At 64.0% G+C, this 25,832-nt stretch carries 24 protein-coding genes; 12 read left to right on the top strand and 12 right to left on the bottom strand.

Annotated features, from left to right (window positions below):
* Positions 1–92: 92 nt before the first annotated feature.
* Positions 93–2,474 (top strand): sensor domain-containing protein, encoded by a 2,382-nt coding sequence (locus tag GUI70_RS03460; protein ID WP_161880916.1) that lies wholly within the window; start codon positions 93–95, stop codon positions 2,472–2,474.
* 106 nt (positions 2,475–2,580) lie between these two features.
* On the opposite strand, the gene GUI70_RS03455 is transcribed toward GUI70_RS03460, so the two are convergent.
* The 9 genes from GUI70_RS03455 to GUI70_RS03415 form a co-directional block, all read right to left on the bottom strand.
* On the bottom strand, positions 2,581–3,333 hold the full coding sequence (locus tag GUI70_RS03455; protein WP_161880915.1) for an ABC transporter ATP-binding protein: 753 nt from the start codon (positions 3,331–3,333) through the stop codon (positions 2,581–2,583).
* Positions 3,326–4,084 (bottom strand): ABC transporter ATP-binding protein, encoded by a 759-nt coding sequence (locus tag GUI70_RS03450; RefSeq protein WP_161880914.1) that lies wholly within the window; start codon positions 4,082–4,084, stop codon positions 3,326–3,328. Before GUI70_RS03450 ends, GUI70_RS03455 begins: the two co-directional genes overlap by 8 nt.
* On the bottom strand, positions 4,081–5,088 hold the full coding sequence (locus tag GUI70_RS03445; RefSeq protein WP_161880913.1) for a branched-chain amino acid ABC transporter permease: 1,008 nt from the start codon (positions 5,086–5,088) through the stop codon (positions 4,081–4,083). The genes GUI70_RS03450 and GUI70_RS03445 overlap by 4 nt, the downstream gene beginning before the upstream one ends.
* The gene (locus GUI70_RS03440) at positions 5,085–5,969 is read right to left on the bottom strand and encodes a branched-chain amino acid ABC transporter permease (protein ID WP_161880912.1); all 885 of its coding nucleotides are present in this window, start codon (positions 5,967–5,969) and stop codon (positions 5,085–5,087) included. Before GUI70_RS03440 ends, GUI70_RS03445 begins: the two co-directional genes overlap by 4 nt.
* Positions 5,970–6,082: 113 nt before the next feature.
* On the bottom strand, positions 6,083–7,252 hold the full coding sequence (locus GUI70_RS03435; RefSeq protein WP_161880911.1) for an ABC transporter substrate-binding protein: 1,170 nt from the start codon (positions 7,250–7,252) through the stop codon (positions 6,083–6,085).
* A gap of 57 nt (positions 7,253–7,309) precedes the next feature.
* Entirely contained in the window at positions 7,310–8,497 is a 1,188-nt protein-coding gene (locus GUI70_RS03430; protein ID WP_161880910.1) for an ABC transporter substrate-binding protein, read from the bottom strand.
* The gene (locus tag GUI70_RS03425) at positions 8,494–9,249 is read right to left on the bottom strand and encodes a GntR family transcriptional regulator (RefSeq protein WP_161880909.1); all 756 of its coding nucleotides are present in this window, start codon (positions 9,247–9,249) and stop codon (positions 8,494–8,496) included. The genes GUI70_RS03430 and GUI70_RS03425 overlap by 4 nt, the downstream gene beginning before the upstream one ends.
* A gap of 299 nt (positions 9,250–9,548) precedes the next feature.
* Positions 9,549–10,910: a replication initiator protein A gene (locus GUI70_RS03420; protein WP_161880908.1), complete on the bottom strand. Its 1,362-nt coding sequence runs from the start codon at positions 10,908–10,910 to the stop codon at positions 9,549–9,551.
* Between the two features lie 584 nt (positions 10,911–11,494).
* Positions 11,495–12,694: a PucR family transcriptional regulator gene (locus GUI70_RS03415; protein WP_161880907.1), complete on the bottom strand. Its 1,200-nt coding sequence runs from the start codon at positions 12,692–12,694 to the stop codon at positions 11,495–11,497.
* A gap of 131 nt (positions 12,695–12,825) precedes the next feature.
* Here GUI70_RS03415 and hpaE point away from each other — a divergent pair, with 131 nt between their 5' ends.
* The 9 genes from hpaE to hpaI are packed head-to-tail and all read left to right on the top strand — an operon-like array spanning position 12,826 to position 20,621.
* Positions 12,826–14,334, top strand: coding sequence for a 5-carboxymethyl-2-hydroxymuconate semialdehyde dehydrogenase (hpaE, locus tag GUI70_RS03410; RefSeq protein WP_161880906.1), 1,509 nt, complete (start codon positions 12,826–12,828; stop codon positions 14,332–14,334).
* 3 nt (positions 14,335–14,337) lie between these two features.
* On the top strand, positions 14,338–14,754 hold the full coding sequence (locus GUI70_RS03405; RefSeq protein WP_161880905.1) for a hypothetical protein: 417 nt from the start codon (positions 14,338–14,340) through the stop codon (positions 14,752–14,754).
* A 1-nt stretch (position 14,755) separates the two neighbouring features.
* Complete coding sequence (gene hpaB / locus GUI70_RS03400; RefSeq protein WP_161880904.1) at positions 14,756–16,246, top strand: 4-hydroxyphenylacetate 3-monooxygenase, oxygenase component; 1,491 nt, start codon at positions 14,756–14,758, stop codon at positions 16,244–16,246.
* Positions 16,239–17,225: a 3,4-dihydroxyphenylacetate 2,3-dioxygenase gene (gene hpaD, locus GUI70_RS03395; protein ID WP_161880903.1), complete on the top strand. Its 987-nt coding sequence runs from the start codon at positions 16,239–16,241 to the stop codon at positions 17,223–17,225. Before hpaB ends, hpaD begins: the two co-directional genes overlap by 8 nt.
* A 54-nt stretch (positions 17,226–17,279) precedes the next feature.
* Positions 17,280–17,786 (top strand): flavin reductase family protein, encoded by a 507-nt coding sequence (locus GUI70_RS03390; protein ID WP_161880902.1) that lies wholly within the window; start codon positions 17,280–17,282, stop codon positions 17,784–17,786.
* A gap of 28 nt (positions 17,787–17,814) precedes the next feature.
* Complete coding sequence (locus tag GUI70_RS03385; protein WP_161880901.1) at positions 17,815–18,600, top strand: fumarylacetoacetate hydrolase family protein; 786 nt, start codon at positions 17,815–17,817, stop codon at positions 18,598–18,600.
* A complete protein-coding gene (locus tag GUI70_RS03380; RefSeq protein ID WP_161880900.1) occupies positions 18,600–18,983 on the top strand; it encodes a 5-carboxymethyl-2-hydroxymuconate Delta-isomerase in 384 nt (127 codons plus the stop codon). Before GUI70_RS03385 ends, GUI70_RS03380 begins: the two co-directional genes overlap by 1 nt.
* A 13-nt stretch (positions 18,984–18,996) precedes the next feature.
* On the top strand, positions 18,997–19,803 hold the full coding sequence (gene hpaH / locus GUI70_RS03375; RefSeq protein WP_161880899.1) for a 2-oxo-hept-4-ene-1,7-dioate hydratase: 807 nt from the start codon (positions 18,997–18,999) through the stop codon (positions 19,801–19,803).
* The gene (gene hpaI / locus GUI70_RS03370) at positions 19,800–20,621 is read left to right on the top strand and encodes a 4-hydroxy-2-oxoheptanedioate aldolase (protein WP_161880898.1); all 822 of its coding nucleotides are present in this window, start codon (positions 19,800–19,802) and stop codon (positions 20,619–20,621) included. The genes hpaH and hpaI overlap by 4 nt, the downstream gene beginning before the upstream one ends.
* A 10-nt stretch (positions 20,622–20,631) precedes the next feature.
* On the opposite strand, the gene GUI70_RS03365 is transcribed toward hpaI, so the two are convergent.
* Positions 20,632–21,000, bottom strand: coding sequence for a hypothetical protein (locus tag GUI70_RS03365; protein WP_161880897.1), 369 nt, complete (start codon positions 20,998–21,000; stop codon positions 20,632–20,634).
* Between the two features lie 70 nt (positions 21,001–21,070).
* On the opposite strand from GUI70_RS03365, the gene GUI70_RS03360 reads away from it, so the two are divergent.
* Together GUI70_RS03360 and GUI70_RS03355 are read left to right on the top strand one after the other, a co-directional pair.
* On the top strand, positions 21,071–22,093 hold the full coding sequence (locus GUI70_RS03360) for an IS630 family transposase (RefSeq protein ID WP_161880896.1): 1,023 nt from the start codon (positions 21,071–21,073) through the stop codon (positions 22,091–22,093).
* 47 nt (positions 22,094–22,140) lie between these two features.
* Positions 22,141–22,506, top strand: a complete 366-nt coding sequence (locus tag GUI70_RS03355) for a hypothetical protein (RefSeq protein ID WP_161880895.1) — start codon at positions 22,141–22,143, stop codon at positions 22,504–22,506.
* Positions 22,507–22,523: 17 nt separating this feature from the next.
* Here GUI70_RS03355 and GUI70_RS03350 read toward each other — a convergent pair whose 3' ends face one another.
* Together GUI70_RS03350 and GUI70_RS03345 are read right to left on the bottom strand one after the other, a co-directional pair.
* Positions 22,524–24,293 (bottom strand): hypothetical protein, encoded by a 1,770-nt coding sequence (locus tag GUI70_RS03350; RefSeq protein ID WP_161880894.1) that lies wholly within the window; start codon positions 24,291–24,293, stop codon positions 22,524–22,526.
* An 81-nt stretch (positions 24,294–24,374) separates the two neighbouring features.
* On the bottom strand, positions 24,375–25,472 hold the full coding sequence (locus GUI70_RS03345; RefSeq protein ID WP_161880893.1) for a GGDEF domain-containing protein: 1,098 nt from the start codon (positions 25,470–25,472) through the stop codon (positions 24,375–24,377).
* Positions 25,473–25,832 lie beyond the last annotated feature (360 nt).

Below are 25,832 nucleotides of genomic sequence, written 5' to 3'. Positions count from 1 at the left end.
AGAAGCTCTCTTTATACTCTCCTCATGTCCCCGACTGGAGTCTGCCGCCGCGTGCCCGGGTGCGGCCCCAGGCCAACCGGTGGGCGGTGCCCGTGACGGCGGCGCACCAGGACACCCTCGAAAAGATCTCGCGTAGCGTCATGGCGATGATCAGCGACCTCGTCGTGATTATCGGTCCCGATGGGAAAATTCTCTACGCCAGCGAGAGTGTCCAGCACCTCTTCGGCTACCGACCCGAGTCGCTGATCGGTCAGCCGGTGGAGCAGTTTCTTACGCCGCACGCCGCAGAGGTGAAGCTCGACCTCGCCGCACCGCCCAGGCCCGACCAGCGGCACTACCAGATTCGGCACCAGGACGGCACCTGGCGGCACCTGGAAGTCAACTGGCAGGACTTCGTCGGCGATCCGGCGGTGGGCGGATTTCTGGTGGTGGCGCGCGACGTCACTGAGGAGGTGCAGGCGCGCCGGGCGCTGGCCGAGCAGCATCAGTTTTATCAGGTGGTGCTCGAAGACCTGCCGTATCAGGTGGCCGTGCTCGACCACCGGGGCCGCTACGTTTACGTCAACCCGGCGGCCGTCGGCAATCCCGAGGTGCGCCGTGGCATCATCGGGCTGACCGACGAGGAATACTGCCGCTGGCGCGGTCACGATCTTCAAGTGGCCGCTGCCCGGCAGCGGCACTTTGCCGAGGCGGCCCGCTGCCGCTGCCGGGTCAGCTGGGAAGAAACCATGCGCGACCCCCAGGGGCAACTGCGCTATCATCAACGCCATTACCTGCCGGTCTTCGGTGTAGACGGGCATCTGGAGCGGATGATCGGCTACGGCCGCGACGACACCGAGCGCCGCCGTCAGATGACCCTGAGTGACCGTCAGGCCGAGGTGCTGCACCTCTCGGCCCAGGGCGTGTCGCTTCCGGTTGTCTTGCAGCAGCTGCTGACGGGCCTGCGCGAGCATTTCCCGCAGGCCCGGTCGACGCTGCGACTCGGCGAAGACGCGCCGCACGGGTCCCCCGCAGCAGGCCTGAGATCACCGATTCTGGCCGGGACCACCCTCGTCGGCGCACTCGAACTTGAGCTGCCGCCAGCGGGAGATTCGGACGAGGGCCGGGCGGTCCTGGACCATCTGGCTGGGCTGGCGGGCATGGTCATCGAGCGCGATCTGCACCTCCAGCAGCTCGAACACCTGGCCTACAGCGATCCTCTGACCGGACTCATGAACCGCAGCGCGTTCGTCCGGGCGCTGGACCGAGCGCTGATGGGCAATCCGCACCAGACGGTGATCATGGCTGATCTCAAACAGTTCAGAATGATCAACAACCGCCACGGCCACGCGGCAGGCGACGCTCTGCTGGTGGCTATGGCCCGCCGACTCGAAACCGATCTGCCGGGCAGCATCGGCGTAGCGCGGGTGGGCGGCAACAGTTTTGCGCTGCTGGTCCCGGCGCACGCGGCGGAGCAGGTCGTCGCCGATCTGAGCGCGTCAATCAACAAACCCCTGGCGCTGCGCAGCGAGACGCTTCACCTGGGCGGCGCCATCGGGGTCGCGCCTGAGGCTGAGCCAGACACGCCCGCCGAGGCCATTCTCCAGCAAGCCGAACACGCCGTTTACCGGGCCAAACAGCTCGGGCAAACGGTTCGCCGCTACGACGCCGAGGAGTACGCCGTGGAGCTGACGGCCCTGACGCTCGAGACCGAGTTGCGCCAGGCGTTCGCAGACCGGCAGCTCTCGCTGGCGTTTCAGCCGCTGGTCGAGGCCCGTTCCGGCAGCCTGCACGGCATGGAAGCGCTGCTGCGCTGGAGGCACCCGGAGCGGGGAGCCGTCTCGCCGCAGGTTTTCATCGGGCTGGCCGAACAGAGCGACCTGATTCTCGACCTCGGACGCTGGGTGCTGCAAGAAGCCTGTCAGCGGGCGGCGGCGTGGCCTGGCGGCCCGGTGCGCATCGGCGTCAACGTCTCGGCGCGGCAGTTCGAATCGCCGCGTTTCGTTGGTGATGTGCTCAGCGCCTTGCAGATCAGTGGCCTGCCCGCATCACTGCTGGAACTCGAACTGACCGAGAATGTGTTGATGAACTCGGGCCGGGGCGTGGTCGACGTGCTCGAACAGCTCGCCGCTTTGGGCGTGCAACTGGCCCTCGACGATTTCGGCACCGGGTATTCGAGCCTGGCTTACCTGAACCGCTTTCCACTGGACATTCTCAAAATCGACCGCGCCTTCATTCAGGGCCTGGGCCTGGAAACATTCGGGCAAAAAAATCTGGCCATCGTGCGCTCGACCATCGCGCTGGCGCATGAGCTGGGGCTTCAGGTGGTCGCCGAAGGTGTCGAGACGGCCCAGCAGCGCGACCTGCTTGTCGATCTGGGTTGCGATTTGCTCCAGGGCTACTTCTTCGCCGCACCGATGCCGCTGGACCGGGCCATGACCTGGCACTTTGGGGGGCAGCCCGGACAATACATGGACCCAACAGACAGCTCCTGACAGCATTTGAGGGCTGCTCACGAGACCGGAGTTCAAGCAGTTCAACCCATACAGCGTGACCCGGCCAAGTTGCCCTGACCGGGTCACGCCCAAAGCTGCGCCGAAATCAGACGCCCAGGTAGGCCCGCCGAATCTCAGGATCGTCGAGAAGGTCGGCACTCGGCCCCTCACGCACCAGCGACCCGAGTTCGAGGACGTAGGCTCGGTCGGTCACCTTGAGCACCTGCCGCACGTTCTGCTCAACCAGCAGCACGGTCAGGCCGAGCTGGCGCAGCGAGCCGATCACCCGCATCACTTCCTTGACCACCAGCGGTGCGAGGCCCAGGCTCGGCTCGTCCATCAGGAGCACTTCCGGCTCGCTCATCAGCGCCCGGCCAATGGCGACCATCTGCTGCTCACCGCCGGAGAGGGCCGCCGCCGGGCTGGCCCGTTTTTCCTTGAGGCGCGGAAAGAAGTCGTAGACGCGCTGAAGGTTCTGGGGCCGCCGCTCGCGGGTGCGCGGCAGGTACGCGCCCATCAGCAGATTTTCCTCCACCGTCATCTGCCCGAACAGCTGGCGGCCCATCGGCACGTGCGCCACGCCCAGCTCGGTGATCCGGTAGGGCGGCACACCGTTGAGGTTGTGGTCGCGGTACTGGGCTGCGCCGCCCCGCGCCCTGAGCATGCCCGACAAGACCCGCAGGATGGTGCTCTTGCCGCTGCCGTTGCCGCCCACCAGTCCGACGAGTTCGCCCTTGGCCACGTGCAGCGAGACGCCGAACACCACCTGCACCTCGCCGTAGGCCACGTCCAGGTCGCGCACGCTCAGCACCTCAGCGTCGCCGGACACGGGCTGGGCCACCTTCGTCCGCTCAGTCATCGTCTTCTCCCAGGTAGGCCCGGATCACGTCGGGATGGTTGGCAACGGTCAGCGGATCGCCCTCGGCCAGCAGCTCACCGAAGGCCATGCAGATGATGTGGTTCGAGAGGCCCATGATCACGTGCATGATGTGCTCGACCATCACGATGCCCAGCCCCGAGTCGGCCAGTTCGCGGATGAGGCCCACCATCTCGGCCTGGGCAGGTGGGTTGAGTCCGGCAATCGATTCGTCCAGAAACAGCACGCGGGGTTCGAGCGCCAGCACCTTGGCCAGTTCCAGGCGGCGGCGGCGGGCCAAATTGAGTTCCGCGGCGGGCTGGGCCGCCCGGTCCGAGAGGCCGACGCGCTCCAGCACGGCGTAGGCCTTGTCCTCGGCCTTTTTGCCGGAGTGGTGGAGGAAAGCCGCCACCAGCACGTTTTCCAGCACGCTGAGGTCCTCGAAGGGTCGCTCGACCTGAAAGGTACGGGCCATGCCGAGCCGGGCACGGGCCTGCGGCTGGAGCCTGGTGATATCGCGCCCCGACAGCAGCACCCGCCCGCTGCTGGGCGTCACGAAGCCGGTCAGGGCGTTGAACAGGGTGGTTTTTCCGGCTCCGTTCGGCCCGATCAAACCCAGGATTTCGCCGGGACGCAGCGTCAGACTGATGTTCTGCACAGCCTTGAGACCGCCGAAGGTGACGCTGACGTTCTGGGCCTCGAAGAGGGGCGTTGCGCTCTGGGCAGACCCTGAGTGGGCAGTGGGAGCCGTCACCGGTTGGTCCCCAGCTTGCTGCCCCGGCGCTTGAACAGGCCCGATAAGCCGTCAGGGGCAAATAATGTGACCGCCAGGATCAGCACGCCGTAGATCAGCAGATTGGCGTTGGCGAACACGTTTCTGAAGACTTCACCGAACACCGCCAGCAGCAGCGCGCCCAGAATTGGCCCCTGGATGCTGCTGCGCCCACCGATGATGGCCATCAAGGCGATCTGCACGCTCAGCGGCAGTTCCAGCAGGGTATGTGGCTCAAACGCCTGAAGGTAAATGGCGTAGATCGAGCCGCCCAGCGCGGTTAGCACCGCCGAGAGAACGAAGGCCGCCAGCTTCATGCGGGTGGGATCGATGCCGAGCGCCCGCGCGCCGTCCTCGTCCTCACGGACCGCTTGGAGGGCGTAGCCGAGCCGCGAGCGGCGCAGGAGGTGGGTCACCAATAGGGTTAGGGCCACGAAGGTGAAGGCCAGGCCGTACTCGACGTGGCGGTCAAACAGATCGAGGCCGAACAGCTTGGGCAAATCCGGCATGAACAGCCCTTCGGCACCGCCGCCGAAGTCCTCGTTGATGACCACCAGCCGGATAATCAGGGCGACGGCGATGCTCGACAGGGTGAAGTAGCTGCCACGTAAGCCGAAGGTGAGCCTTCCCCACACGAGCGCCAGCAGCGCGGCCAGCGCCATGCCGATGAGAGCACCCCACCACGGCGCGACGGGACCGGCCAGCCCCAGCCAGGCCGGAGCACGCTCGGGAATGGCGAACAGCGTCACCGTATAAGCCCCGATGCCCAGCAGCGCGGCGTGGCCCAGGCTGAGTTGCCCGGCCCAACCACCCAGAATGTTCCAGCTCATGGCAAAGCCCGCCAGCAGCAGCGTGCTGACCCCGAAGTTGAGGCTCTTGCCGAACACGAAGGGGTAGAGGGCCATGACACCCAGCAACACGGCGCTCAGCCAGACGTTGCCGTAGGTGAGGGCACGGGGGCGGGAAGTGACCGCAGCCGCCGTCATACCCGTTTCACCGTGCGCCCGAACAGGCCCTCGGGCCGCAGCAGCAGCACGGCCAGAAAGACCACCAGGCCGTAGGCGTCGCGGTAATTGTTGCTGAGGTAGTACGCGCCCAGCGACTCGATGATGCCCAGGATCAGGCCGCCCACGATGGCCCCTGGCAAATTGCCCAGGCCGCCCAGCACCGTGACCACGAAGGCCTTGAGGGTGTAGTTCTCGCCCACCGTCGGGAAGGCGTAGAGCAGGGGCAGCAGCAGCACGCCCGCCACCACTGCGAAGGCCACCCCCAGCCCGAACACGACGGCCTGCACCCAGGTGGTGTTGACGCCCTGAAGCTCGGCCCCCAGCGGGTTCTGAGCGGTGGCGCGCACGGCCCGGCCCAACTCGGTGCGGTACAGGAACAGATTGAGCAGGCCGATGGCCAGCAGGGTGCCCAGCCCGGCCACCAGTAGCGGCAAGCTGATCTGCACGCCGCCCAGCTTGAAGGTCTGGGTGGCGTAGGCCACGTTGATACTCTGCGGCTGCGCGCCGAAGCCCAGCAGCAGGCCGTTGCTGAGAATCAGCCCGAGGCCCAGGGTCGCCAGCAGTGAGCTGCTCTCCAGCCGGTCGCCCAGCCGCGCCAGCAAGAAGCGCTGCACCAGGTAGCCCAGCCCGAAGCCGAGCGGCGCGGCGATCAGCAGACTCAGGTAGGGGTCGAGGTGAAAGCGCTGAAAGAGAAACAGGGCGATAAACATGCCGACGGCCAGAAAATCGCCGTGCGCGAAATTGATGACCCGCATCACGCCGAAGATCAGGCTCAGGCCGGTGCCGATCAGAGCGTAGATGCCGCCGGTCAGTAAGCCCTGCGCGAGCGTCTGAAACAGGGCCAGGGTGTTTGGGTCCACTGGGTTCTCCTTAGTGGAAACGGCTTGATGGGTGCAGCAGATCGGTGGGGCGCGGCAAGCCGTCTGCCGGGCCTCACCCGCTGCATGTTGAACTGGACTTCACGAACCCGGCTTCACTTCTTGGGCATCACCAGCTTGCCCTTGGCCGCCGTCGCGGGCGCGACCGTCACGAACTTGCCGCCCTGTACCTGGGTGATCAAGCCGACCACCGCGTTCTGGTTCTGGTAGCCGCCGTAATTGCGGAATTTCACCGGGCCGAAAGCGGTGTTGATGCTGATCTTGGTGAGCGCCTCGCGCACCTTCTCGGGGTCACTGCCGCCCTGCTTGATGGCGGCGGCGGCGGCCAGCATGGCAGCGTAGCTCTGCGCGGCGTGCTGGCTGGGTTCCTCACCGCCCAGCGCTTTCTTGAGCCGGGCATACAGGTTCTGCGCTCCCGGATAAATCACGTCCGGATTCCAGACCATCGCCACCAGCATGTTGTCGGCGGCGCTGCCCGCGCCGTCCAGAAAATTGGGCAGCGCGAAGCCGGTGGCAATACCGGCGATGACTTTGGGCGCCAGGCCCACTTCCTTGACCTGTTTGGCCACCGCCACCGCGTCCTGCTCGTAGCTGGCAAGCAGCACTGCGTCGGGATTGAGGGCCTTATAGCGGTTGAGGATGGGCCGGAAATCGGTGAGGCCCTGATCGTAGGTATCTTTGGAGACGACCTGGTAGCCCGCCTTGGTAAACAGGGTGGTGACGTCGGTGTAGACACTCTTACCGAAGGCGTCGTTGCTGGTCAGCACGGCCACCGTCTTGATGGTGCCCGCCTTGGTGTCGTTCATGCGCTTGAACAGATCGAGCAGGCTGCGCGAGTACACGCTCGACTGGTTGTTGACCCGGAAGGTGTAGGCGTTGCCGGGCTTGGTGATGGTCTCGTCCACGGCGGTGGCGACCAAAAGCGGCACCTTCTGGCGGGCCATGTACTGCGACAGCGGTTTGGTGATGCCGCTGGAATACGAGCCGATGATCAGGGGCACTTTCTGGTTGAGTAGCTTCTCGGCGGCCGAGAGCGCCTTGTTGGTGTCGCTGGCGTCATCTACGAGCAGCAGGGCCAGCTTGTTGCCGCCCACGCCGCCCGCCGCGTTGATCTCGTCGATGGCCACCTGAAATCCGGCTTTCTGCATCTTTCCGAAAGTGGCGAACCGGCCCGTCAAACTGGTGATCGCACCGACGTTGATGGTTTCGGCGCAGGCCGCGCCCGCCAAGAGCAGGGTTGTGAGACTGAGCAACGTCCGTTTCATGAAACCTCCTACATCCCAGGAAATAGGGGCACGCGTTCTGGCAACGCCCCAAGCGGCTCAGCGCTCGAACTTGATTTTCAGGGGCGAGGCTGTCTTGGGATACACCGGCACGAATTTGCCGCTCTGCACCTGCTCCGCCACCATGGCGATCGGGTTCTGGTTCTTGAAGCCCTCGAAATCCTTGAAGACGATCGGTCCGAAAGCAGTCTGAAGGTTGGTGGTGTTGAGTGCCGCCTTGACCTTCTCGCGGTCGCTGCTGCCCGCCCGCCTGATGGCGTCGGCGGCCACCAGCACGCCCGCGTAGGCCTGGGCCGCGTGGTAGCTCGGATCACTCCCGCCCAGCGCCTTGATCAGGTCCACGTTGAGCTTCTGGGTCCCGGGGTAGCGCAGTTCCTTGATCCAGGCGGTGGCGACCAGCACGTTCTCCGAAGCGCTGCCCCCGTCCTTGATGAAGTCGGGCAGGGCAAAGCCCGCCGCGCCGCCCGCGAACAGCTTGGGCTTGACGCCCACCTCGCGGGCCTGACGCATCAGCGCCACCGAATCCTCGGCGTAGCTGACCATGAACAGAGCGTCGGGGTTCTTGGCCTTGATGCGGTTGAGGACCGGCCGGAAGTCGGTCAGGCCCTTGTCGTAGCTCTGGTCCTCGACGATGGTTATGCCGTACTGCTTGGCAAAGCCGCGCGCCGCGTCGGCCACCGATTTCTCGAAGGCTCCGGTGCCGGTGAACATGGCGACGGTCTTGAATTTGTTGTCGCGGAAGATGTTGAACAGCACTCTGGCGTACTCGGTGGCCGGTTGGTTGAGTCGGAAGATGTAGTCGCTGCCGGGATTGGTGATGTCGTCGCCGCTGCTGGTGGTCACCAGGGCTGGAACTTTCTGGCGCGCCAGATACTGTGCCTGCGCCTTGACCAGACTGCTGGAATACTCGCAGATGACCAGTCCCACACCGGCGTTGACCAGCTTCTCGGCGGCGGCCAGGCCCTTGTTCACGTCGCTGGCGTTGTCCTCGACCTGCAACTCGACTTTCTGGCCGTTGATGCCGCCCTTGCGGTTGATCTCGTCGACGGCGACTTTGAAGCCTGCCATCTGCTGCTTGCCGAACTCGGCGAAGCGGCCCGTCAGCGAGGTGATGGCCCCGATCTTGACGGTGCCCTGGGCCTGGGCCGCGCCGAGCAGCAGACTGCTGAGCGCCAAAGTGCAGAGGGCCTGGGGAAGTCGGAATCGGACGGGGAATGTGTTTTTCATGGTGTTCCTCCTGTTGGAAGGTCGGCGGACAGGGTGGTGGGCAGACCGGAATGCGACAAACCAGGCGGCTCGGGACCGCTGGGCGGGTGGCCTTCCGCAGAGACCTTGGCCTGGGCCGCGCTGGCGACCCGCGCCAGGTGGTCACGCATGGCGCTCTCGGCTTCTTCGGGCGCGTGGGCGATCAGCGCGGCCACGATCCGGCGGTGCTCGGTGTGACTGGCCCGCAGGTGCTCGGCGCTGTCGGCCAGCAGGCGCTGGGCCAATCTCAACTCGGCGGCGAGCTGCTCGGCACTCTTGGCCAGCCGCAGATTGCCGCAGCTCTGCACGATGATCTGATGAAAGCGCTGGTCGAGTTCGCGGTAGCGGGCCACGTCGCGGCTTACCGCAGGCGCGCCCTGGGCGTCAAGCACGCCGCGCAGGGCCGTCAGGTCGGCGGCGCTCATCGACTCTGCGCATAGCCGGGCGGCCACACCCTCCAGTGCCGCCCGCAGCGCATAAATCTCCAGCAGATCGCTCAGATCGATTCGTGCCACCTCGACACCGCGCCGCGAATGCTCGACAGCCAGCCCCTCGGACACCAGTTGCAGTACCGCCTCACGAATCGGACTGCGTGACACGCCGAGTCGCCGTGCCAGGTCCGGCACGCTCAACCGCGCTCCAGGTGGCAGTTCACCCACCAGAATGGCTTGCCGCAGACGCTCACGAACCGCATCAACCACCCGAACCGAATGGAGCGGCTGAAGCAGATTCATGAACAAAAACCCGGCGACCTTCGCGGCATAGCTAGAGACCTCGCTGAAAAAACCAACCGAACGGAACGTCGGGGGTCAGGGCGGTACGTGAATGAAATGCAATCGGATGAAATCTGGGTGAGCGCATGTTACATGTAAAGTGTGAGGAGCGCAAGCGGCCTGCGCCACCGTCAACTCTGAAACGGGCTGCTTCTAGAAGATTTAAGGGTCTATCAGACCTCGAATGCCTCTTGCGGCGCACAGAAGCCACGTGAAGGCCCCAGCAAGCTCTCTCTAGTATTCGAGTTCATCTGTGGATTTCAACGCGCCTTCCTGGCGTTCCAGCTCAGAATGGTGTTGGCCGGGTCAATCTCCTGCTTGAGGGCGCTCAGCTCCTCGATGCTGACCAATTCCTGCAAGTAGAGTTCGGCGGCCTCGGCCTTAAACGATTCGGGCAGCACAATTTTTTTCAGGACGAACAGCGCTGCTTGCAGCGAGCGAGGTGGAAGTTCGTCCTCGACGCCATTTTCCATCAGCAGCGGCTTTTGAGAAGCTGCAGGCCTGGCCGATCCCACCAGATCCGCCGAGATGGTCTGGTACTTGAGGGGGTTTTTCAGGATGTCAATCAGCAGGCCGCTGCCGCTCTTGGCCTGATAACCCGCCGCCAGCAGGTCGTCGAAGCGCCGAACTGCCTCATTCACCGCGTCCAGGCCGTACTCGGTGGCGTACTGCACGGCCGCACCCTGGGTCACCCGGCGCTTGGTCAGGGCTGCGACCGCCTCTGGCCGGGCTGGAGGCTGGGTGGTCTTGGCAAAGACGTACTGCACATCCTGGTCCTTGCCACGCCCCAGGTAATTGACCTGCGCCAGAAAACCGCAGTCGAGCAGCTGTTTGTGGGGGGCCAGCAGAGCGCGGCGAATGGTGTCGGGGCGGCCATTGATGCCCAGCCGCTCGGCCCAGGGCACCAGTGCGCTCTGGTAGATGAGCTGTTCGGGGCGGTCCACCGGGTGTTTTTCGTCTTCGAGCTTGCGGTAGAGGGTGCGGGTCAGCGGCTGGCTGAGATTTCGCAGGATGTTGAGATCCACCGGCCTGATGTAACCGAGGCGGATGCTGCGGGCCAGATCCGGGTCGATGGTGACCTGAAACAGCGCCTCGGCGTTGACCGATTCGTCCACGAAACTCTTGGGGGCACGGCGCTTCTCGATAACTTTCCAGTTCTGGACCAAGCTGGTACTCAGCGACTGGTAGGTCTCTTCCTTGCGGTCGTACCAGCTGTCCTGAATGGTGAAGGTACTGTTGCGAAGCCGGGTCAGACTGGGCCGGATCGCGGCGTAGCTGTGGCCCCCGATGGGCAGTGCCGCGTAGATCAGGAGCTGATAGGCCGTGACCCGGAAGGTGTTGTCCTGGGGACTGCCCGCACCGATGTAGGCGTTGGTCAACCCGAACAGAATGTCGTTGTCGATGCCGTGCGGCACCACGCCGTTGGCGCTGGCGACGCAACTGACATGCACCGTGACGCCCAGGTGGTCCGATGACGACCAGGAGCGCTCCCAGTAGGTCAGGTTATCAGGGACGCGGGCGGCGGCCAGCACCAGAGAGAGCCGGTTGAGGTTGCGCTCCTCGTTGCCGCCAAGGGCCAGATCCTGTCCCGCCTCGTTCGGTGAAGCTGTCTTACGGGCCACGCCCAATCTTACTCCGTGACCGCTCAAGGCAGCCGCCAACAGCAAGCGATGGGCCATTAGGTGCAAGCCGAGTTTTCGAGCTGATGATTGATGATCAAAGATTTCTCTGTTACTGATCTTTAAAAGATTGTTTTAAAAGATTGATGATACATCATCAGAGAGGCCCTCTGGAGGCCGTCTGGGACGGCACCGAACAGGCGATTTCCACAAGTCCGCAATAGCAATTCCACAAGTCCGCAATACTTTTGGGGGGTCAATTCCACAAGTCCGCAAGGTCAGGCCGAGAAAACGCCACAAGTCCGCAATAGCAATTCCACAAGTCCGCAATACCCAGTTTGCCGCAATTCCACAAGTCCGCAGTACACTCCGCACCCAATTCCACAAGTCCGCAATAGCCTTTCGATAGTCAATTCCACAAGTCCGCAATAGCAATTCCACAAGTCCGCAGTACCTTCTGGAGTCAATTCCACAAGTCCGCAATAGCAATTCCACAAGTCCGCAACACTACCCCAGTCTTACAATGTGACAATAATTACTATATGTTGTATGGTTTCTGACCCGATGTTCGGCCGACCTTGACTCCGTTAACGCTCGCTACCAGTTTCCGTAGACAGTGCCAGGTAGAGCCGCGCCACGAAGGCCGGTTCGCTCAACTGACCGCCCAGCACATCCTCCACACGGCCCAAGCGGTAGCGCAGGGTGTTGACGTGAATGTTCAACTCCTGGGCCAGCTCACCGAGTGAGTTGCTGTGCGCGAGGTAGCGCCGCAGCGTTTCTTCCAGCTTGCCGTCCGGGTCGGCGGCGCTCAAGCGGCTTCTGAGCTGCTCGGTCAGTGATCGGGCTGCAGCGCTCGCCAGCAGCTCGCGCAGCAGGTCGGGACGCGAGAAGATCACTAGATTTCGTGCCTCCGTCACTTCACTGAGCGCTTGCTCGGCTTGCTCAAGGGCGGTTCTGGCTTGTGCGTGGCTTTCCTGCATGGCACTGACGCCCAGCTTGAATCCGGTGTCGGAGGCCGATCGCAGCGCCGAGAGTAACCCCGCCGCCTCGCGCTCGGCGTCGTGGCAGGCCCACCACCACAGCGCCTTGTCGCCGCGAATGGTGGTCAGGCACTTCAGGCCCCGTTCCCGAAAGTACCCCTCGCCCACACCACACAGCACGTCCAGCAATGCCACATGGCTTTCGCGGCTGCGTTCGCTGCGCGGCAAGGGCTGGATGAGGCGTAGGGCCGCCAGCGTGCCTGCTTCGTGGTCGGGTGCACCGCTCACGTCGCCCGACAGCAGCGCTTCCAGCAGGCGTTCACCAGTGCGCCGCCTTGCCGCGCCCGCCGCCGCCGCTTGCAGGCGGGCGAGCTTGGCGAACTCTGCGGCCAGCAAGAACAGCGGCTGCCACTCTGTTCCGGCCCACAGGTGAAGGCTGCCGATGGGCCTGCCCTCATACGTCAGGCGCTGCTCAACCCGTGGACCACCCGGCGTGCCGGAACTGGATACCGGGTCGCCCCAACTGGAGCGCAACTCCGCGCGCCCGCCCGTGACGAGCGCGAGCCACTGCACCAGTTCACGCTCTGGGCGGGAACTGTGCAGGGTCTGGGCCAGCGACGTGAGCAGCGAAGCAGTAGCGGGCAGATTATGCAGGCTCTCCTGCGCCAACAAGCGGAGCGCCGCCATATTCAGGGCCGATCTGGGCGCGTTTGGGAGAAGCCTCTGTGCCTCTTCAAGTGTCTGAAAGCTGGCCTCCATGCCGGCGGGCAGATGAAGGGCCGAGCGCAGATCGTTAAGGCGGGGCATCTGGTGAATTCTACAAAAGAGGACCGGTTTTTTGTTGTTTCATACCTTGTTTTGGCCTGAGCTGTGGCCTTAGGCTTGGCGAAAGACAACTTGCGCCAGCGTTCGTGCAGTTTTCGCGCCCAGGAGGTTCAATGACGGCCATTTCTTCCCCCAAACCCGCCGAGCAACTTCGCCAGCAGCTTTCCCAGCGCACCCTCAAGCACTTCATCGGTGGTGAGTGGCAAGATTCGGCCAGCGGTGAAACCTTTGAAGTTCACACGCCCACCGACAACTCCTTGCTGACAGCGGCGGCCAGTGGCGACGAGCACGACATTGACCGAGCCGCGCAGGCGGCCTGGGCCGCGTTTCCCGCCTGGAAAGCCCTGGACGGCAAGGCCCGGCGCAAGCTGCTTTACAAAGTTGCCGCGCTAATCGAAGACCGCGCTGAGGAGCTGGCGCTGGCCGAGAGTATGGACACCGGGCAGCCGATCCGGTTCATGAAATCGGCGGCTATTCGCGCTGCAGAGAACTTCCGCTTCTTCGCCGACCGCGCCGAGGCTGCCCAGGACGGGCTGAGCTTACCCGCCGACGGATTTCTCAATTACACCATCCGCCAGCCGATTGGCCCGGTCGGCATCATCACCCCCTGGAATACGCCGTTCATGCTGTCGAGCTGGAAAATCGCGCCCGCGCTGGCGTCCGGCTGCACAGTGGTGCACAAGCCCGCCGAGTGGAGCCCGGTGACCGCCACACTGCTGGCCGAGATCATGCACGAGGCGGGCATCCCGGCGGGGGTGGTGAACCTCGTTCACGGCTACGGCGAGACGGCGGGCAGAGCGCTCACCGAGCATCCCCATATCAAGGCGATTGCCTTTATCGGCGAGAGCAGCACCGGCAGCTCGATTCAGAAGCAGGGTGCAGCTACCCTCAAGCGCGTCCACCTGGAACTCGGCGGCAAGAACCCGGTGGTGGTGTTTGCCGACGCCGATCTGGAGCGGGCACTCGACGCCGCTATCTTCATGCTCTACAGCCTCAACGGACAGCGCTGCACGTCCTCGAGCCGCCTGTTGGTGGAACGTAGTATTCACGACGACTTCGTGAAAAAGCTGGCCGAGCGCGTCTCCAACATCAAGGTCGGCGATCCGCTCGATCCCGCCACCGAGGTCGGGCCGCTGATTCATCCGCGTCAGTTCGAGAAAGTGTGCAGCTACTTTGACATCGCGCGGGCAGACGGCGCGACGGTGGCAGTGGGCGGCGAGCGGATAGGGGAGAGCGGCAACTACGTGCGCCCCACGCTGTTCACCAACGCCCGCAGCGAGATGCGGATTGCCCAGGAAGAAATCTTCGGCCCGGTGCTGACGGTCCTTCCCTTCGACGATGAGGCCGACGCCCTGCGGATCGCCAACGACGTGCCGTATGGTCTGGCGGGTTACCTGTGGACGAATGACCTGACCCGCGCCCACCGCTTCGCGCAGGGGCTGGACGTGGGCATGGTCTGGATCAACTCGGAAAATGTACGCCACCTGCCCAGCCCCTTCGGCGGCATGAAAGCCAGTGGCATCGGGCGCGACGGTGGCGACTACAGCTTTGACTTTTATATGGAAACCAAGAACATTGCTGTGAATCTGGACGGACGTGGGGCGGCGAAATTGGGGGTGTGAGCCATGAAAAGCTGGACGCCTGAAAACACGGTTCAAATCTATGCGCAGCCGACCCGGAGCAGTCATCATGTCTGTTTTGATTGCCGCAAACAATTTCAAAAACCTGCCAAAGCGTTGGGCCAGAGAACCAGAAATCGCAAATTTCGTTCTGCTGGCGTGGTGCTGGGCGATCCCACTTTCCCTTGTCCCCAGTGCCATCAGTTGATGACGCCCGTCGGCAAGAACTTCCGCGCTCCCAAGCAAACTGACGTGGAAGCCTGGAAGCTGGCCGAGCAATTGGTGCGAGCAGGCTTTGCGCACAACCACACGACAGGCACAAAGTATCCTCAGCGTCTCAAAGATGTTCCGGGGTTCCTCGCGGATCATCAACGCCGTAGTGAGGGTGAACAGCTTTTGGCCCAGTGGCGAGAGGAGAATTGACATGCCCGCAAGAACCGGAAAACAGTTTCTGGACCGTCTGCGCCACAACCCGCCGAACCTTTACGTAGATGGAGCCGCCGTCAGCGACCCGACGACGCATCCCGCCACCAAAAATATCGCCCATTCGTTGGCGGGCCTTTACGATCTGCAGCTCTCGCCGGAGTTCAAAGACAAGCTCACCTACGAAGAGGGCGGGGAGCGCTACGCCATGAGCTTCAAGGTGCCGCGCAGCAAGAATGATCTTCGTCAGATCGGCGAGGCGCACCGCATCCGGGCGGACTACTCGCTGGGCACGCTGGGTCGTGCTCCCGATTACATGAACACCAATGTGATGGCGGCGGGCATGGCCAGCACTTACTTCGATCAGTCCGAGAGCAGCGGCGAGATCGGCAGCGGGCGCAACTTCGCCGAAAATATGCGGAATTATTACGAGTACGTCCGCGACAACGATTTGTGCCTGACACATTCGCTGACCAATCCACAGGTCAACCGCAGCAAGCAGGCTTCCGAGTTGCCCGACCCGTACATTGCCATGGGCATCGTGCGCGAGACCGAGGAAGGCGTGATCGTGCGAGGCGCACGGATGCTGGCGACCCTGCCGATTGCCGACGAGATCCTGATTTTTCCGTCCACCGTCATCAAGGAGAACGGAGACAAGAGCCGCTACGCGATGGGCTTCGGGCTGCCGACCAACACACCGGGGCTGTACTTCCAGTGCCGCGAGCCGTTTGACCTGGGGCGCGACACCGAAGACCACCCGCTGAGTAGCCGCTTCGACGAGCAGGACGCCTTCGTAATCTTCGACGACGTGCTGGTGCCCTGGGAGCGCGTCTTCCTGATGTACGACATGATGCTCGCCAACCAGGCCTACGCCAAGACCGACGCCGTGTTGCAGATGGCTTATCAGGTGGTCAACCAGAAAATCGCCAAAACCGGTGCGTTTCTCGGCATCGCCCAGAGCATCGTGGGCGCGGTGGGCAGCGGGCAATTTCAGCACGTGCAGCAAAAAGTCAGCGAGATCATCGTGACGCTGGAAATCATGAAGGCGCTGGAAGTCGCGGCGGTGGAGGGTGCAACACTCAACCCGTACGGTGTGATGACCCCGGCCCGCGGCCCGCTGGACGCCGCCCGCAACTACTACCCGGCCATCTATCCGCGCCTCAATGAGATCATTCAGTTGCTGGGCGCGTCGGGCATCATCATGATGCCGGGCAAGGCTGACCGCGAGGGACCGATGGGCGCGTTCATCGAGAAGCATTTGCAGGCCGCCAACGCCACCGCCGGAGAAAGGCTCAAACTCTTCCGGCTGGCCTGGGACATGACGCTGAGCAGCTTCGGAGCGAGGCAGAACCTCTACGAGAAGCACTTCTTCGGTGACCCGATCCGGATGGCGAGCGCGTTTTACGAGGTCTATGACAAGGAGCCGTTTGTGGCCCGGATTCAAGTCTTCTTGAATCAAGCGGCACAGGAGCCGGTGAGCGCCGATGACTGAAGCGGCTTCAATTCGGCAGCCGAACGTCATCCGCATCGCCCACGGTATTTTCTACGTGACCGATCTGGCGCGTTCCAGGTATTTCTACGTCGATCTGATGGGCCTGAATATCCTCCACGAAACGGAGGGCGCACTCTACCTGCGCGGCAACGAGGACCGCGAGTGGACCTTGAAGCTGGAACTGGCAGCAGAAGCTGGAGTCAAGCACCTGGCCTACCGGGTTGGGACGAATGCCGACCTGGACGCCATGACCGCCCTGCTGGACGCTCAAAGCATTTCCTACCGCTGGGAAACCGAGCTGGACCGTCCCAGGCTGCTGCGCTTTCAGGACCCCTTCGGCGTGCCGGTGGCCTTCTACGCCGAGTCGGTCAAGCATCAGTGGCTGCTTCAGGACTACCATCTGCACCGGGGCGCGGGCCTCCAGCGCATCGACCACATCAATGTCATGACCCCCGACGTGGAGAGCGTGATGCGCTGGTACATGGACCATCTGGGCTTCCGGCTCAGCGAGTTTACCGAGGACGAGCAGGGCCGCATCTGGGCCGCCTGGATTCAGCGTCGGGGCAGCGTGCACGATCTGGCGCTCACCAACGGCACCGGGCCGAGGCTCCACCACTTCGCTTACTGGATGCCGGATATGCAGAGCATCATTCGTTTGTGCGACATTCTGGCTGCCGCGAGAATGCCCGAAGCCATCGAGCGCGGTCCCGGCAGGCACGGCGTCAGCAACGCCTTTTTCCTGTACATCCGCGACCCTGACGGCCACCGCATCGAGCTGTATACCAACGATTACGTCACCTCCGACCCCGACTTCGAGCCGATACGCTGGGCGCTGGACGATCCGCGCCGCCAGACGTTGTGGGGCGCGAAAACGCCCAGAAGCTGGTTTGAACAGGCCATGCCGCTCGAAGCGTTCGGGGGCGGCTGGATTGAGCCCGCATCGGGCGAACTGGTGGGCTTGCCGGTGCATGTGATCTGAGCGCGGCAGATTTCGGCAACCGTCACCGTTTACCGCCACTCAAAGGAGCCTGCCATGCCCGTCTCATCCCAGGACTTTCGCGCCGCCCTCTCGCGCTTTGCCAGCGGCGTGACCATCATCACGGCCCGGCAAGACGGCGAACAACGCGGCATGACTGCCAGCGCTTTCGTCTCGGTCAGCCTCAATCCGCCGCTGATTCTGGTGAGTGTGGATAAGCGGGCCGCCATGCACGCCGTGCTGGAAGCGGGACAGGCGTTCGCCGTCAATATCCTCTCGCAAAGTCAGCAACTCCTGAGTGACCACTTTGCCGGGCGACCCGATCCGGGCCTGCGGTTGCCGTGGAGCGAGCTCGGCGGCCTGCCGGTGCTGGACGGCGCGGCGGCGCAACTGGCCTGCACCAAATACCAGACGTACGACGGCGGCGACCACACCCTGTTCGTGGGCGAAGTGCAGGCCACCCGCCTCACCGAAAAAGCGCCGCTGGCTTACTTCGGCGGCACCTACCGGGGGCTGACCGACGTGCTGCCGCCGGAAGTCGCCCGGATGGGCGTGATGCTATGAGAGACTGTTCTTCAAAAGGATTCGACCTGTGAAAACCGCCCGATTCATCTCCAGAGGCCGCCAGCACAACGGCGTCCTCAAAGACGGCCTGCTCTACGACGCAGCGGGCGAGACGCACCGCCCCGAGGATGTTCAATTCCTGCTGCCGCTCAGGCCCGGCAAGGTCATCGCGCTGGCGCTGAATTATGCCGACCATGTGGCCGAACTCGGTTTCAAGGCCCCCGAAGAGCCGGTGATGTTCCTCAAGCCCAACACCAGCCTCTTGCCGCACGGTGGCACGGTGATCTATCCGCGTGGGGCGAAGTTCATGCACTATGAGGTGGAGTTGGGCATCGTGATCGGGCGCGACGCCCGGCGGGTCAAGGCCAAGGACGCCGAGGAGTACGTGGGCGGCTACACCATCGCCAATGACCTGGTGGTGCGCGATTACGTCTCCAACTATTACCGCCCGCCGATGAGGGCCAAGGGCTGGGACACCTTCGGACCGCTGGGGCCGTATCTGGTCAGTGCCGACGAGGTGCCCGATCCTTATAACCTGGGCCTGCGGGCCTACGTCAACGGCGAACTGAGGCAGGAAGGCAACACCCGTGACATGATCCTCAAAGCGCCGGAACTGATCGAATTCATGTCGCGCTTCATGACCCTGGAAGCGGGCGACGTGATTCTGACTGGCACGCCCAAGGGGGTCAGCCACGTGGGGCCGGGTGACGTGATGCGCTTGGAAATTGACGGCCTGGAAGCCCTGGAAAACGACATCCAGCTTGAAGATGAAAGCGCTGAGCCTTTGATCGCCGAGGAAGGAGCGCGGACCTAATGCCGCATCTGACGGTGGAATACACCGATAACCTCGCCGAGCCGCGCATTCCTGAACTCTTGTCCAACTTGAACGCCGTTCTGATTGCACGCGGCGATATCTATCCCATCGGTGGCATTCGCGCCCGCGCCCTCAAACTCACCGAGTATGTGGTCGCCGACGGTCAGCACGACGACGCCTTCGTGCATGTCACGCTCAAGATTGGCACGGGCCGCAGCGAAGAAGTGAGGCAGGCCACCGGAGACGAGCTGTTTGCGGTGCTGACGGACCACTTTGCCGATGACTTTGCTTCAAGGAATCTGGCCCTCTCACTCGAAATTGGCGAGGTGGAAACGTGGAAGAGAAACAACATCCACCGGCGCTATCAGAAGGTGGCGCTGTGAAGGGTCCAAAGCCATGCTGACGCCCGCCCAGATTCAGGACGCCGCCCTGCGGCTTGACGCAGCCGAGCAGAGCCGCGTTCAGATTCGTCAGCTTTCGCTGCAGTATCCCGAAATCACCATTGACGACGCCTACGCTGTGCAGGCCGCCTGGGTGAATCACAAGCTCAGCCAGGGCCGCACAGTGTACGGTCACAAAATCGGCCTGACTTCCCGCGCCATGCAGCTTTCGTCCAACATCTCCGAGCCGGATTACGGCGTGCTGCTTGACGATATGGTGTTTCAGCAAGGCTCCGAATTGCCATCTTCACGTTTTACCCAGCCGAAGGTGGAGGTCGAACTGGCCTTCCTGTTGGAAAGCGATCTGAGCGGCCCCAACTGCACCATCTTCGACGTGCTGAGGGCGTCGGCCTACGTAACTCCGGCCATCGAGATCATCGACGCCCGCATCGAGCGCATTGACAGGGAAAGCGGCGTGACGCGCAAGGTCTACGACACCATCAGCGACAACGCCGCCAACGCGGGCATTGTGCTGGGGGGCCGCCCGGTGCGCCCGCACGACCTCGACCTGCGCTGGGTGGGGGCGCTGCTGTACCGTAGCGGCGTGATTGAGGAAACGGGTGTGGCGGCGGGTGTGCTCAACCATCCAGCCAACGGGGTGGCGTGGCTCTCCAACAAGCTGCACCCGCACGGCGTCACGCTTCAGGCGGGGCAACTCATTCTGGCTGGGTCGTTTACCCGCCCGGTGGACGCTTCTCCCGGCGACACCTTTCACGCTGATTACGGCGAACTGGGCGGCATCGGGTTTAGATTCTCTCTATGACGGATCTTCTGAATACCTTTGCCCTGAACTTGCGGGCTGGAAAGCCCCAGATCGGCCTGTGGCTGGCCCTGGCCGACCCCTACTGCGCCGAGATCAGCGCCGGGGCGGGCTTCGACTGGCTGCTGATCGACGGCGAGCACGCGCCCAACGATGTTCGCAGCACCCTGCGCCAGCTTCAAACCCTGGCGGCCTATCCGGTGACGCCCATCGTGCGCCCGCCCAGCGGCGAGACCTGGATGATCAAGCAGTACCTTGATGTGGGGGTGCAGACCATTCTGGTGCCGATGGTGGAGCGCGCTGAGCAGGCCCGCGCGCTGGTGCGGGCCACCCAGTATCCGCCGCAGGGCGTCCGGGGTGTGGGCAGCGCCCTGGCCCGCGCCTCGCGCTGGAATCAGGTGCCAGACTACCTGACGCGGGCGGACGCTGAAATCTGCTTGCTGGTACAGATCGAGTCGCGGGCAGGTCTGGACGCGCTGGACGAGATCGCCGCTGTAGAAGGGGTCTCGGGCCTGTTCATCGGTCCTGCCGACCTCAGCGCCAGCCTGGGTCACCTGGGCAACCCCAACCACCCGGAAGTGCTGAGCGCCATCGAGGACGCCGTGCGGCGCATTCAGGCAGCGGGCAAGGCGGCAGGCATTCTCGCCACCGACGAGGCTCAGGCCCGGCATTATCTGGACCTCGGCTGCACCTTCGTGGCGGTGGGGGTGGACACCTCGTTGCTGGCCAAGGCGGCGCGCGATCTGGCAGGGCGCTTCAAATCGACTGGCAGCGCAGGGTCTGGCAGCGAGAGCGGCCCACCCGGCAATTCGGTCTACTGAAGCCCGCGAGTTAGCGCAGCAGATGCGCCATTGCCCCGTCGAGTCGGGCCGGGTTCCAGGTTTCCGGCGGCTGAAGTCGGGCGGTCAGGTCGGCGAAATACTGGCGCATCTCGGCGTTCGCGCCGGGATGCGCCAGGGCGGCGGCCAGCCCCTGCGCGGCGGCCCCACTGTGGCCTTCGCGGTACAGCACCTCGGCCAGCCCGCCCAGCGCCTCGGCGATCAGCGAGGGCGCGTCGTGCTCGCGGGCCAGTTCCGCCGCCTGACAGTAGATCTCTTTGGCCTGCGCTGTCTGGCCGCTGCGGCACAGGGCGTGGGCGAGGTTGATCAGCGCGTTGGCAATTTCCCAGGTGCGCCCGGCGTCCTGGGCCTGACGCAGCACCTGGCGGCTGAGGTCGGCACTCCTACTGACGGCGACAAAAGTCTCATAACTGGTCTTGTAGGGTCTTGGGATGCAATCGGCCTGGTTTCCTCAACAGCTCACCCGACAGCAACTTGAAGAACGTCGGCTGGAAGCCGCCAAGCTCATTCACCAAGGCGAATACACCCGTCATACACTTGCCCGGCACTTCAGCGTTTCCTTGACTACAATCAACACCTGGATCAAGCGTTTCCGCGCTGAAGGAGAGGCAGGGCTGAAAGCCACCGTTTCCTCAGGCCGTCCAGCTGGGCTAACAGAGGACCAGAAGAACACGCTGATTGAGAAGTTATGCCAAGGGCCGCGAGCACATGGCCACCAACAGGCGCTGTGGACGACCAAGCAGGTTGCTGACCTCATCGGTACGACTTTCGGCGTCTGGTACCACCCGGATCATGTCGGTCGAGTGCTCCATCAGCTTGGCTGGACGTACCAGAAACCCGAAAAACGTGCGGTGGAACGCGACGAAGAAACCATCGGTCATTGGACTGAGCACATCTATCCTGAGATCGCAAAAAAAGCCGTAGAGCAGGGTGCCACGATTGTTTTTGCCGATGAATCAGGCTCCAGCCTGAAGACCACCGTGGTGAAGACCTGGGCACCCTGCGGACAAACCCCAACAGTGAAGACCAAGCTGAACTGGAAGAGCCTGTCAATCATCGCAGGCATTACCAACACGGGCAAGGTCTACCAACACACGTACGATCATTCAGTCAAAGCTGTGCAGGTGCAGGAATTCTTGCAGCACCTACTGGACCATATTCCTGGGAAAGTAATTGTCTTCTTCGATCGCGCAGCGATTCACCGGGCCAAGACTGTGCAAGGTTTCGTAGAAGCCGAACCGAGACTGACCATTGAGTATCTCCCCGCGTATGCACCCGAGTGCAATCCAATTGAGTGGTTATGGGCCTACGTCAAGCGCAACGTGCTGGGAAACGCTTGCGTCCGAACGCTAGGGGAGCTGAAGCAACGCTGGAGAGTGGGGTTTAGCCGGGTAAGGCGGAAGAACTTGGTGTCGTCCTTCTTCGCTGCCTCAGCTGTGTCGCACCTTTGTTGACGCCCCAATGACACAGAGCACGGGTGTGGGTGGGGTAAAGTCGTGGGGTGACGAATCCTTTTGACAACACCTCAGAGGATTTGTACGACGTCGAAGCCCTGGTCCACTTCCTCCCAACGGGCGATGGTGGGCTCAAAAATGGTTTGCAGAGTGGCGCTTGGGCGCATTTTCATTACACCAACGAAAACTGGCACGTCTGGCTGCACTTTCGCGATGCACCATGGGTTTGGCCTGGTGAGTCACAAGCGGTCTACCTGCGCTTTCAAGATCCACTGCCCCAACTTGGGCGTATTGGTGCTGGCACGCCATTCGTTCTGAAGTATGCGCATGCTTTCGCCTATGGCAGTGTAACGGCAGTACTGAACTTAGAAAACAACGCTCAGCAGCAGCTCGCTTCCCTCGAAAACAGCTGACACTCCAAGTCGCACGCTCAAAGCTGGTGTCTCAATACCCAACTTCTGTCGTTCTCAATAGCGGCGTTTCCGGCCAGCAGTGCCGCCCAGGCCAGCCCGGTCAGATTGAGGGTCAACCCGGCGCGGTGGCCGAACAGCTGGTGAATCTCAATGGCCTCCCCAAACAGCCGACTGGCTTCCTCCAGTTCGCGCTGCTCGGTGGCCACCAGCGCCGCCGTGTTGAGGACGTCACTCAGCAGGAGCGGCTCGGCCAGTGCTCGGGCCTGGGCCAGCGCCAGCGCGATCATGGGCTGGGCATGGCCAAGCTGGCCCAGGTAGATGGCGCTGCGGGCGCTGCCGTCCTGGGCGCGAATCAGCAGTTCGCCGGGCTGGTCGCCGAGCTGGGCGCGAATCCGGTCGAACAGGGCCAGACTCTCGTCGTACTGGCTGCGCCGGTGCAGCAAGCGGGCCTGGACCAGCGCGGTGTGCGGCTGTGCGTGGGCCTCAGGCGGCAGTTCGTCGAGCTGCTGCTGGGCCGCCTGGTGCTGACCGAGCTGCTGCAAGACCTGCACCGCCGCGAGCTGCAGCGGTAATCTGAGGTCGTGCGGCAGCTTGGTGCGGCGCAGCAGCGCTTGCAGTTCGGTGCGCGCGTCGTGCAGATAGTCGCGTGAGAGGCGGTAGGGCGTCAGCTTCAGCAGCACCCTGGCCAGGCGCGCGTCGGACGACTGCGGCCCACCCCGATGAGGTTTGGTCGCGCGGCGAGGCGCGAGACTGCCGGAGACCAGGCTGGTGGTCACCGCCCGCAGGCTCGGGTAGTGCTGATCGAGCTGGGCGTACCAGGCCGCGCTCCCCGGCGGCCTGGCCCCCAGCAGCACGCTCAGCCGATCCAGCAAGCGCCGCGTCACCTGGCGGCGCAGTGCAGGCGAGCGGGCAGGGTGGCCGCTCGCGTGCCGCGCCGCACCAGATAGGCGGTAGAGGCCGCCGCCGAGTGCTTGCAAGTATTGCTGGTCGCGCAGTGCGCCCAGCAAGAACGGCGAGGCTCCCGAGAGCTGTGCGGCCCAGCTCAGATCGACGGCCTCTCCGACGTGGTCCAGCGCCGCCAGCACCCGCTGTTCGTGCTCACCGAACAGCGGCCCGGCAGCGCTGAAGTCGCCCGTGGTGTCCGCTTCCCCGAGCAGGTCGAACATTCGCTGAGGACCTGGCCCGGCCACCACAGTCTGGTCGCGGCGCAGCACGGCGGTGGCGGTCTCCAGGCGCAGCGGCTCGCCGCCGATCCATTCCAGCAGGGCCGCGAATTCGGCCCTGGGCCGCTCGGCGAGGTCGGGCCGGGCGTCAAGCAGCGCGGCGCTCACGGCCTGCTCGCCGAGCAGCGCCAGGGCCTGAACGCTCTCATGCCGCGCGCCCAGCGGAGTGGGTGCCGCGACGATGATGCGGCTCAGCGGCGCGTGGTCGAGCAGCGTCTCGATCTGCCGCGCGGGCAGCGGTGGGTGCCCGGCAGGGACGTCGAGCAGCAGTAGCGTGGGCTGGCGGGCCAGCAACCGGCCCACGCTGGCCGCACCCACGTGGGCGCTGGGCCGCCCCAGCAAGGCCTCGGCGATGCGGGAGAGCAGCGGGGCCGGATCGCTGCCGGACGGAAGGCCCCCCGGCAGCGCCACGTGCAGCGTGCGTTCGAACGACCCGGCAAGTTCGCCCATCAGCTGCTCGGCAAAGCGGGTCTTGCCGCGCTGGGCCGGGCCAGTGACGCTCAGCAGCGCCGAGTGTTCCAGCCGCTCTCTGGCCTGCCTCAGCTCATTCTGGCGGCCATACAACGTCGGGCGCGGCCACAGCAGCGCCTCGCCGAACTGGTAGATGAGGTCCGCTTCCCACTCGGCGTTTTCCCGTCCGAGAAGCTAACCGAGCGGCTCGCGGCGCAGCTCGGCTTCCAGCCGCACAACGCGCATCCAGCGGTGCAGCGGCGCGGGCCGCCCGCCCGAGCGCTGCCACAGCCAGCGGCTGGCCACCTTGTCAGCTCCGTCCGGCCCGGTCAGCAGCGCGCCGACAGCCTGCTCACTCAGCGGCGCGAGGCGGATCAGCGCGCCGCTGCGGCCTGCCGTTTGCGCTCCGGTCTGGGCACGCACCACCGCCTGGGCCTGGCCGAGCAGCGGGCGCAGCCAGGCCGCCGTGCCTGCGTCGAAGCGCTCCGGGGTATCAAGCAGCAGCGCCAGCGGTCTGGCTCCGGCCCGGAAGTCGGACGGCTCAAGCTCCGGCGGCAGGCGCTGACCATCGAGCAGTGCGTGGTGCCAGCTGCCCAGGTGCTGACAGGCCCTGGCGGCGTGGCCCGAGAGGTGCAGCGTCTGGTAGCCGAGCGTCCGCGCCACCACCCCGACCTGTTCCAGAAAAGCGCTCAGCCCGCCGCCCGGAGGAGCCTGCACGTCCAGCTCGCCGCGCTGATGGCGTGCCCGGCTCAGCCAGCGGGCCGCTTCGGCGCTGGCGTTTTCGCGCTCCAGCAACCGGCGTAGCGGAATCTCGAACCCGCCCGGCGGCGCATTGTGGGCCACCACCCGCGCCCGGCCACGCCGTTTGGCCGCGTACAGGCGGCGGTCGGCCTCGGCCATCACCTCGCTCAGATCGGCTTCCCCGGCGGGCAACTCGGTGAGGCCGATACTCAGGCTGATCGGCTGGGGATGCTGCGCCAGCGCTGCCAGTAACGCTTCGGCCCAGCCTTCCAGCTCGGCGGCGCTCACCGGGGCCAGCACCGCGAACTCGTCGCCGCCGAAGCGGTACGCCCGCCAGTTCGGTCCCAGCCGCGACTGAAGCGTGGCGCTGAGTGAACGCAGCACCTCGTCGCCTGCCAGGTGCCCCAGGCTGTCGTTAATCAGCTTGAGGTAATCGAGGTCACACAGCAGCAAGCTGGCCGGGCGGACCGTGCCCAGATGTTCGAAGTCGTTCCTGAGACTGTCGCGCAAGGGGAGACGGGTCAGGTCATCGAGCGGCCGGAAGCTGGGCATCAGTTCAGTGTGGCAAATTTGGCTTTCGGGCGCTCAGCGTTTTCTCACGTTCTGGCAACGGCCTGAACCGATTGTCTGACCTGGGGTTTCTGAACCGGGCGGCGCGCCCCACTTCATAAAGACGCATACACAAACCCCCCGTTGAGAGCGGCTGGATTCGCTATTGTGCGCAGATCAAACTTTCCCGGCCCCGCCCGGCAGTCTTGGAGGCAAAGCGAATGCAGGATCAGAAGAAGGGTCAAGTTGTGATTCAAAGTCAAGATACTCCAAACGCCGAAGATGTCCAGCCTGCTCTCTATGAAGAGTTGGAGAGCGATCCTTCATCGACCAATGCCCAGCAAACCGGCAGCGACGTCCGCC

Origin of the sequence: Deinococcus alpinitundrae (assembly GCF_009982895.1) — a bacterium.
GTDB lineage: Bacteria > Deinococcota > Deinococci > Deinococcales > Deinococcaceae > Deinococcus > Deinococcus alpinitundrae.
This window is presented reverse-complemented; position numbering and strand designations above follow the sequence as displayed.

Excerpts from the sequence above, each read along its gene's own strand:
- GUI70_RS03455 (WP_161880915.1), bottom strand. The coding sequence starts at position 3,333 with ATGACTGAGCGGACGAAGGTGGCCCAGCCCGTGTCCGGCGACGCTGAG.
- GUI70_RS03445 (WP_161880913.1), bottom strand. The coding sequence starts at position 5,088 with ATGACGGCGGCTGCGGTCACTTCCCGCCCCCGTGCCCTCACCTACGGC.
- GUI70_RS03435 (WP_161880911.1), bottom strand. The coding sequence starts at position 7,252 with ATGAAACGGACGTTGCTCAGTCTCACAACCCTGCTCTTGGCGGGCGCG.
- GUI70_RS03430 (WP_161880910.1), bottom strand. The coding sequence starts at position 8,497 with ATGAAAAACACATTCCCCGTCCGATTCCGACTTCCCCAGGCCCTCTGC.
- GUI70_RS03425 (WP_161880909.1), bottom strand. The coding sequence starts at position 9,249 with ATGAATCTGCTTCAGCCGCTCCATTCGGTTCGGGTGGTTGATGCGGTT.
- GUI70_RS03415 (WP_161880907.1), bottom strand. The coding sequence starts at position 12,694 with ATGCCCCGCCTTAACGATCTGCGCTCGGCCCTTCATCTGCCCGCCGGC.
- hpaE (WP_161880906.1), top strand. The coding sequence starts at position 12,826 with ATGACGGCCATTTCTTCCCCCAAACCCGCCGAGCAACTTCGCCAGCAG.
- GUI70_RS03405 (WP_161880905.1), top strand. The coding sequence starts at position 14,338 with ATGAAAAGCTGGACGCCTGAAAACACGGTTCAAATCTATGCGCAGCCG.
- hpaB (WP_161880904.1), top strand. The coding sequence starts at position 14,756 with ATGCCCGCAAGAACCGGAAAACAGTTTCTGGACCGTCTGCGCCACAAC.
- hpaD (WP_161880903.1), top strand. The coding sequence starts at position 16,239 with ATGACTGAAGCGGCTTCAATTCGGCAGCCGAACGTCATCCGCATCGCC.
- GUI70_RS03390 (WP_161880902.1), top strand. The coding sequence starts at position 17,280 with ATGCCCGTCTCATCCCAGGACTTTCGCGCCGCCCTCTCGCGCTTTGCC.
- GUI70_RS03380 (WP_161880900.1), top strand. The coding sequence starts at position 18,600 with ATGCCGCATCTGACGGTGGAATACACCGATAACCTCGCCGAGCCGCGC.
- hpaH (WP_161880899.1), top strand. The coding sequence starts at position 18,997 with ATGCTGACGCCCGCCCAGATTCAGGACGCCGCCCTGCGGCTTGACGCA.
- hpaI (WP_161880898.1), top strand. The coding sequence starts at position 19,800 with ATGACGGATCTTCTGAATACCTTTGCCCTGAACTTGCGGGCTGGAAAG.
- GUI70_RS03360 (WP_161880896.1), top strand. The coding sequence starts at position 21,071 with ATGCAATCGGCCTGGTTTCCTCAACAGCTCACCCGACAGCAACTTGAA.
- GUI70_RS03345 (WP_161880893.1), bottom strand. The coding sequence starts at position 25,472 with ATGCCCAGCTTCCGGCCGCTCGATGACCTGACCCGTCTCCCCTTGCGC.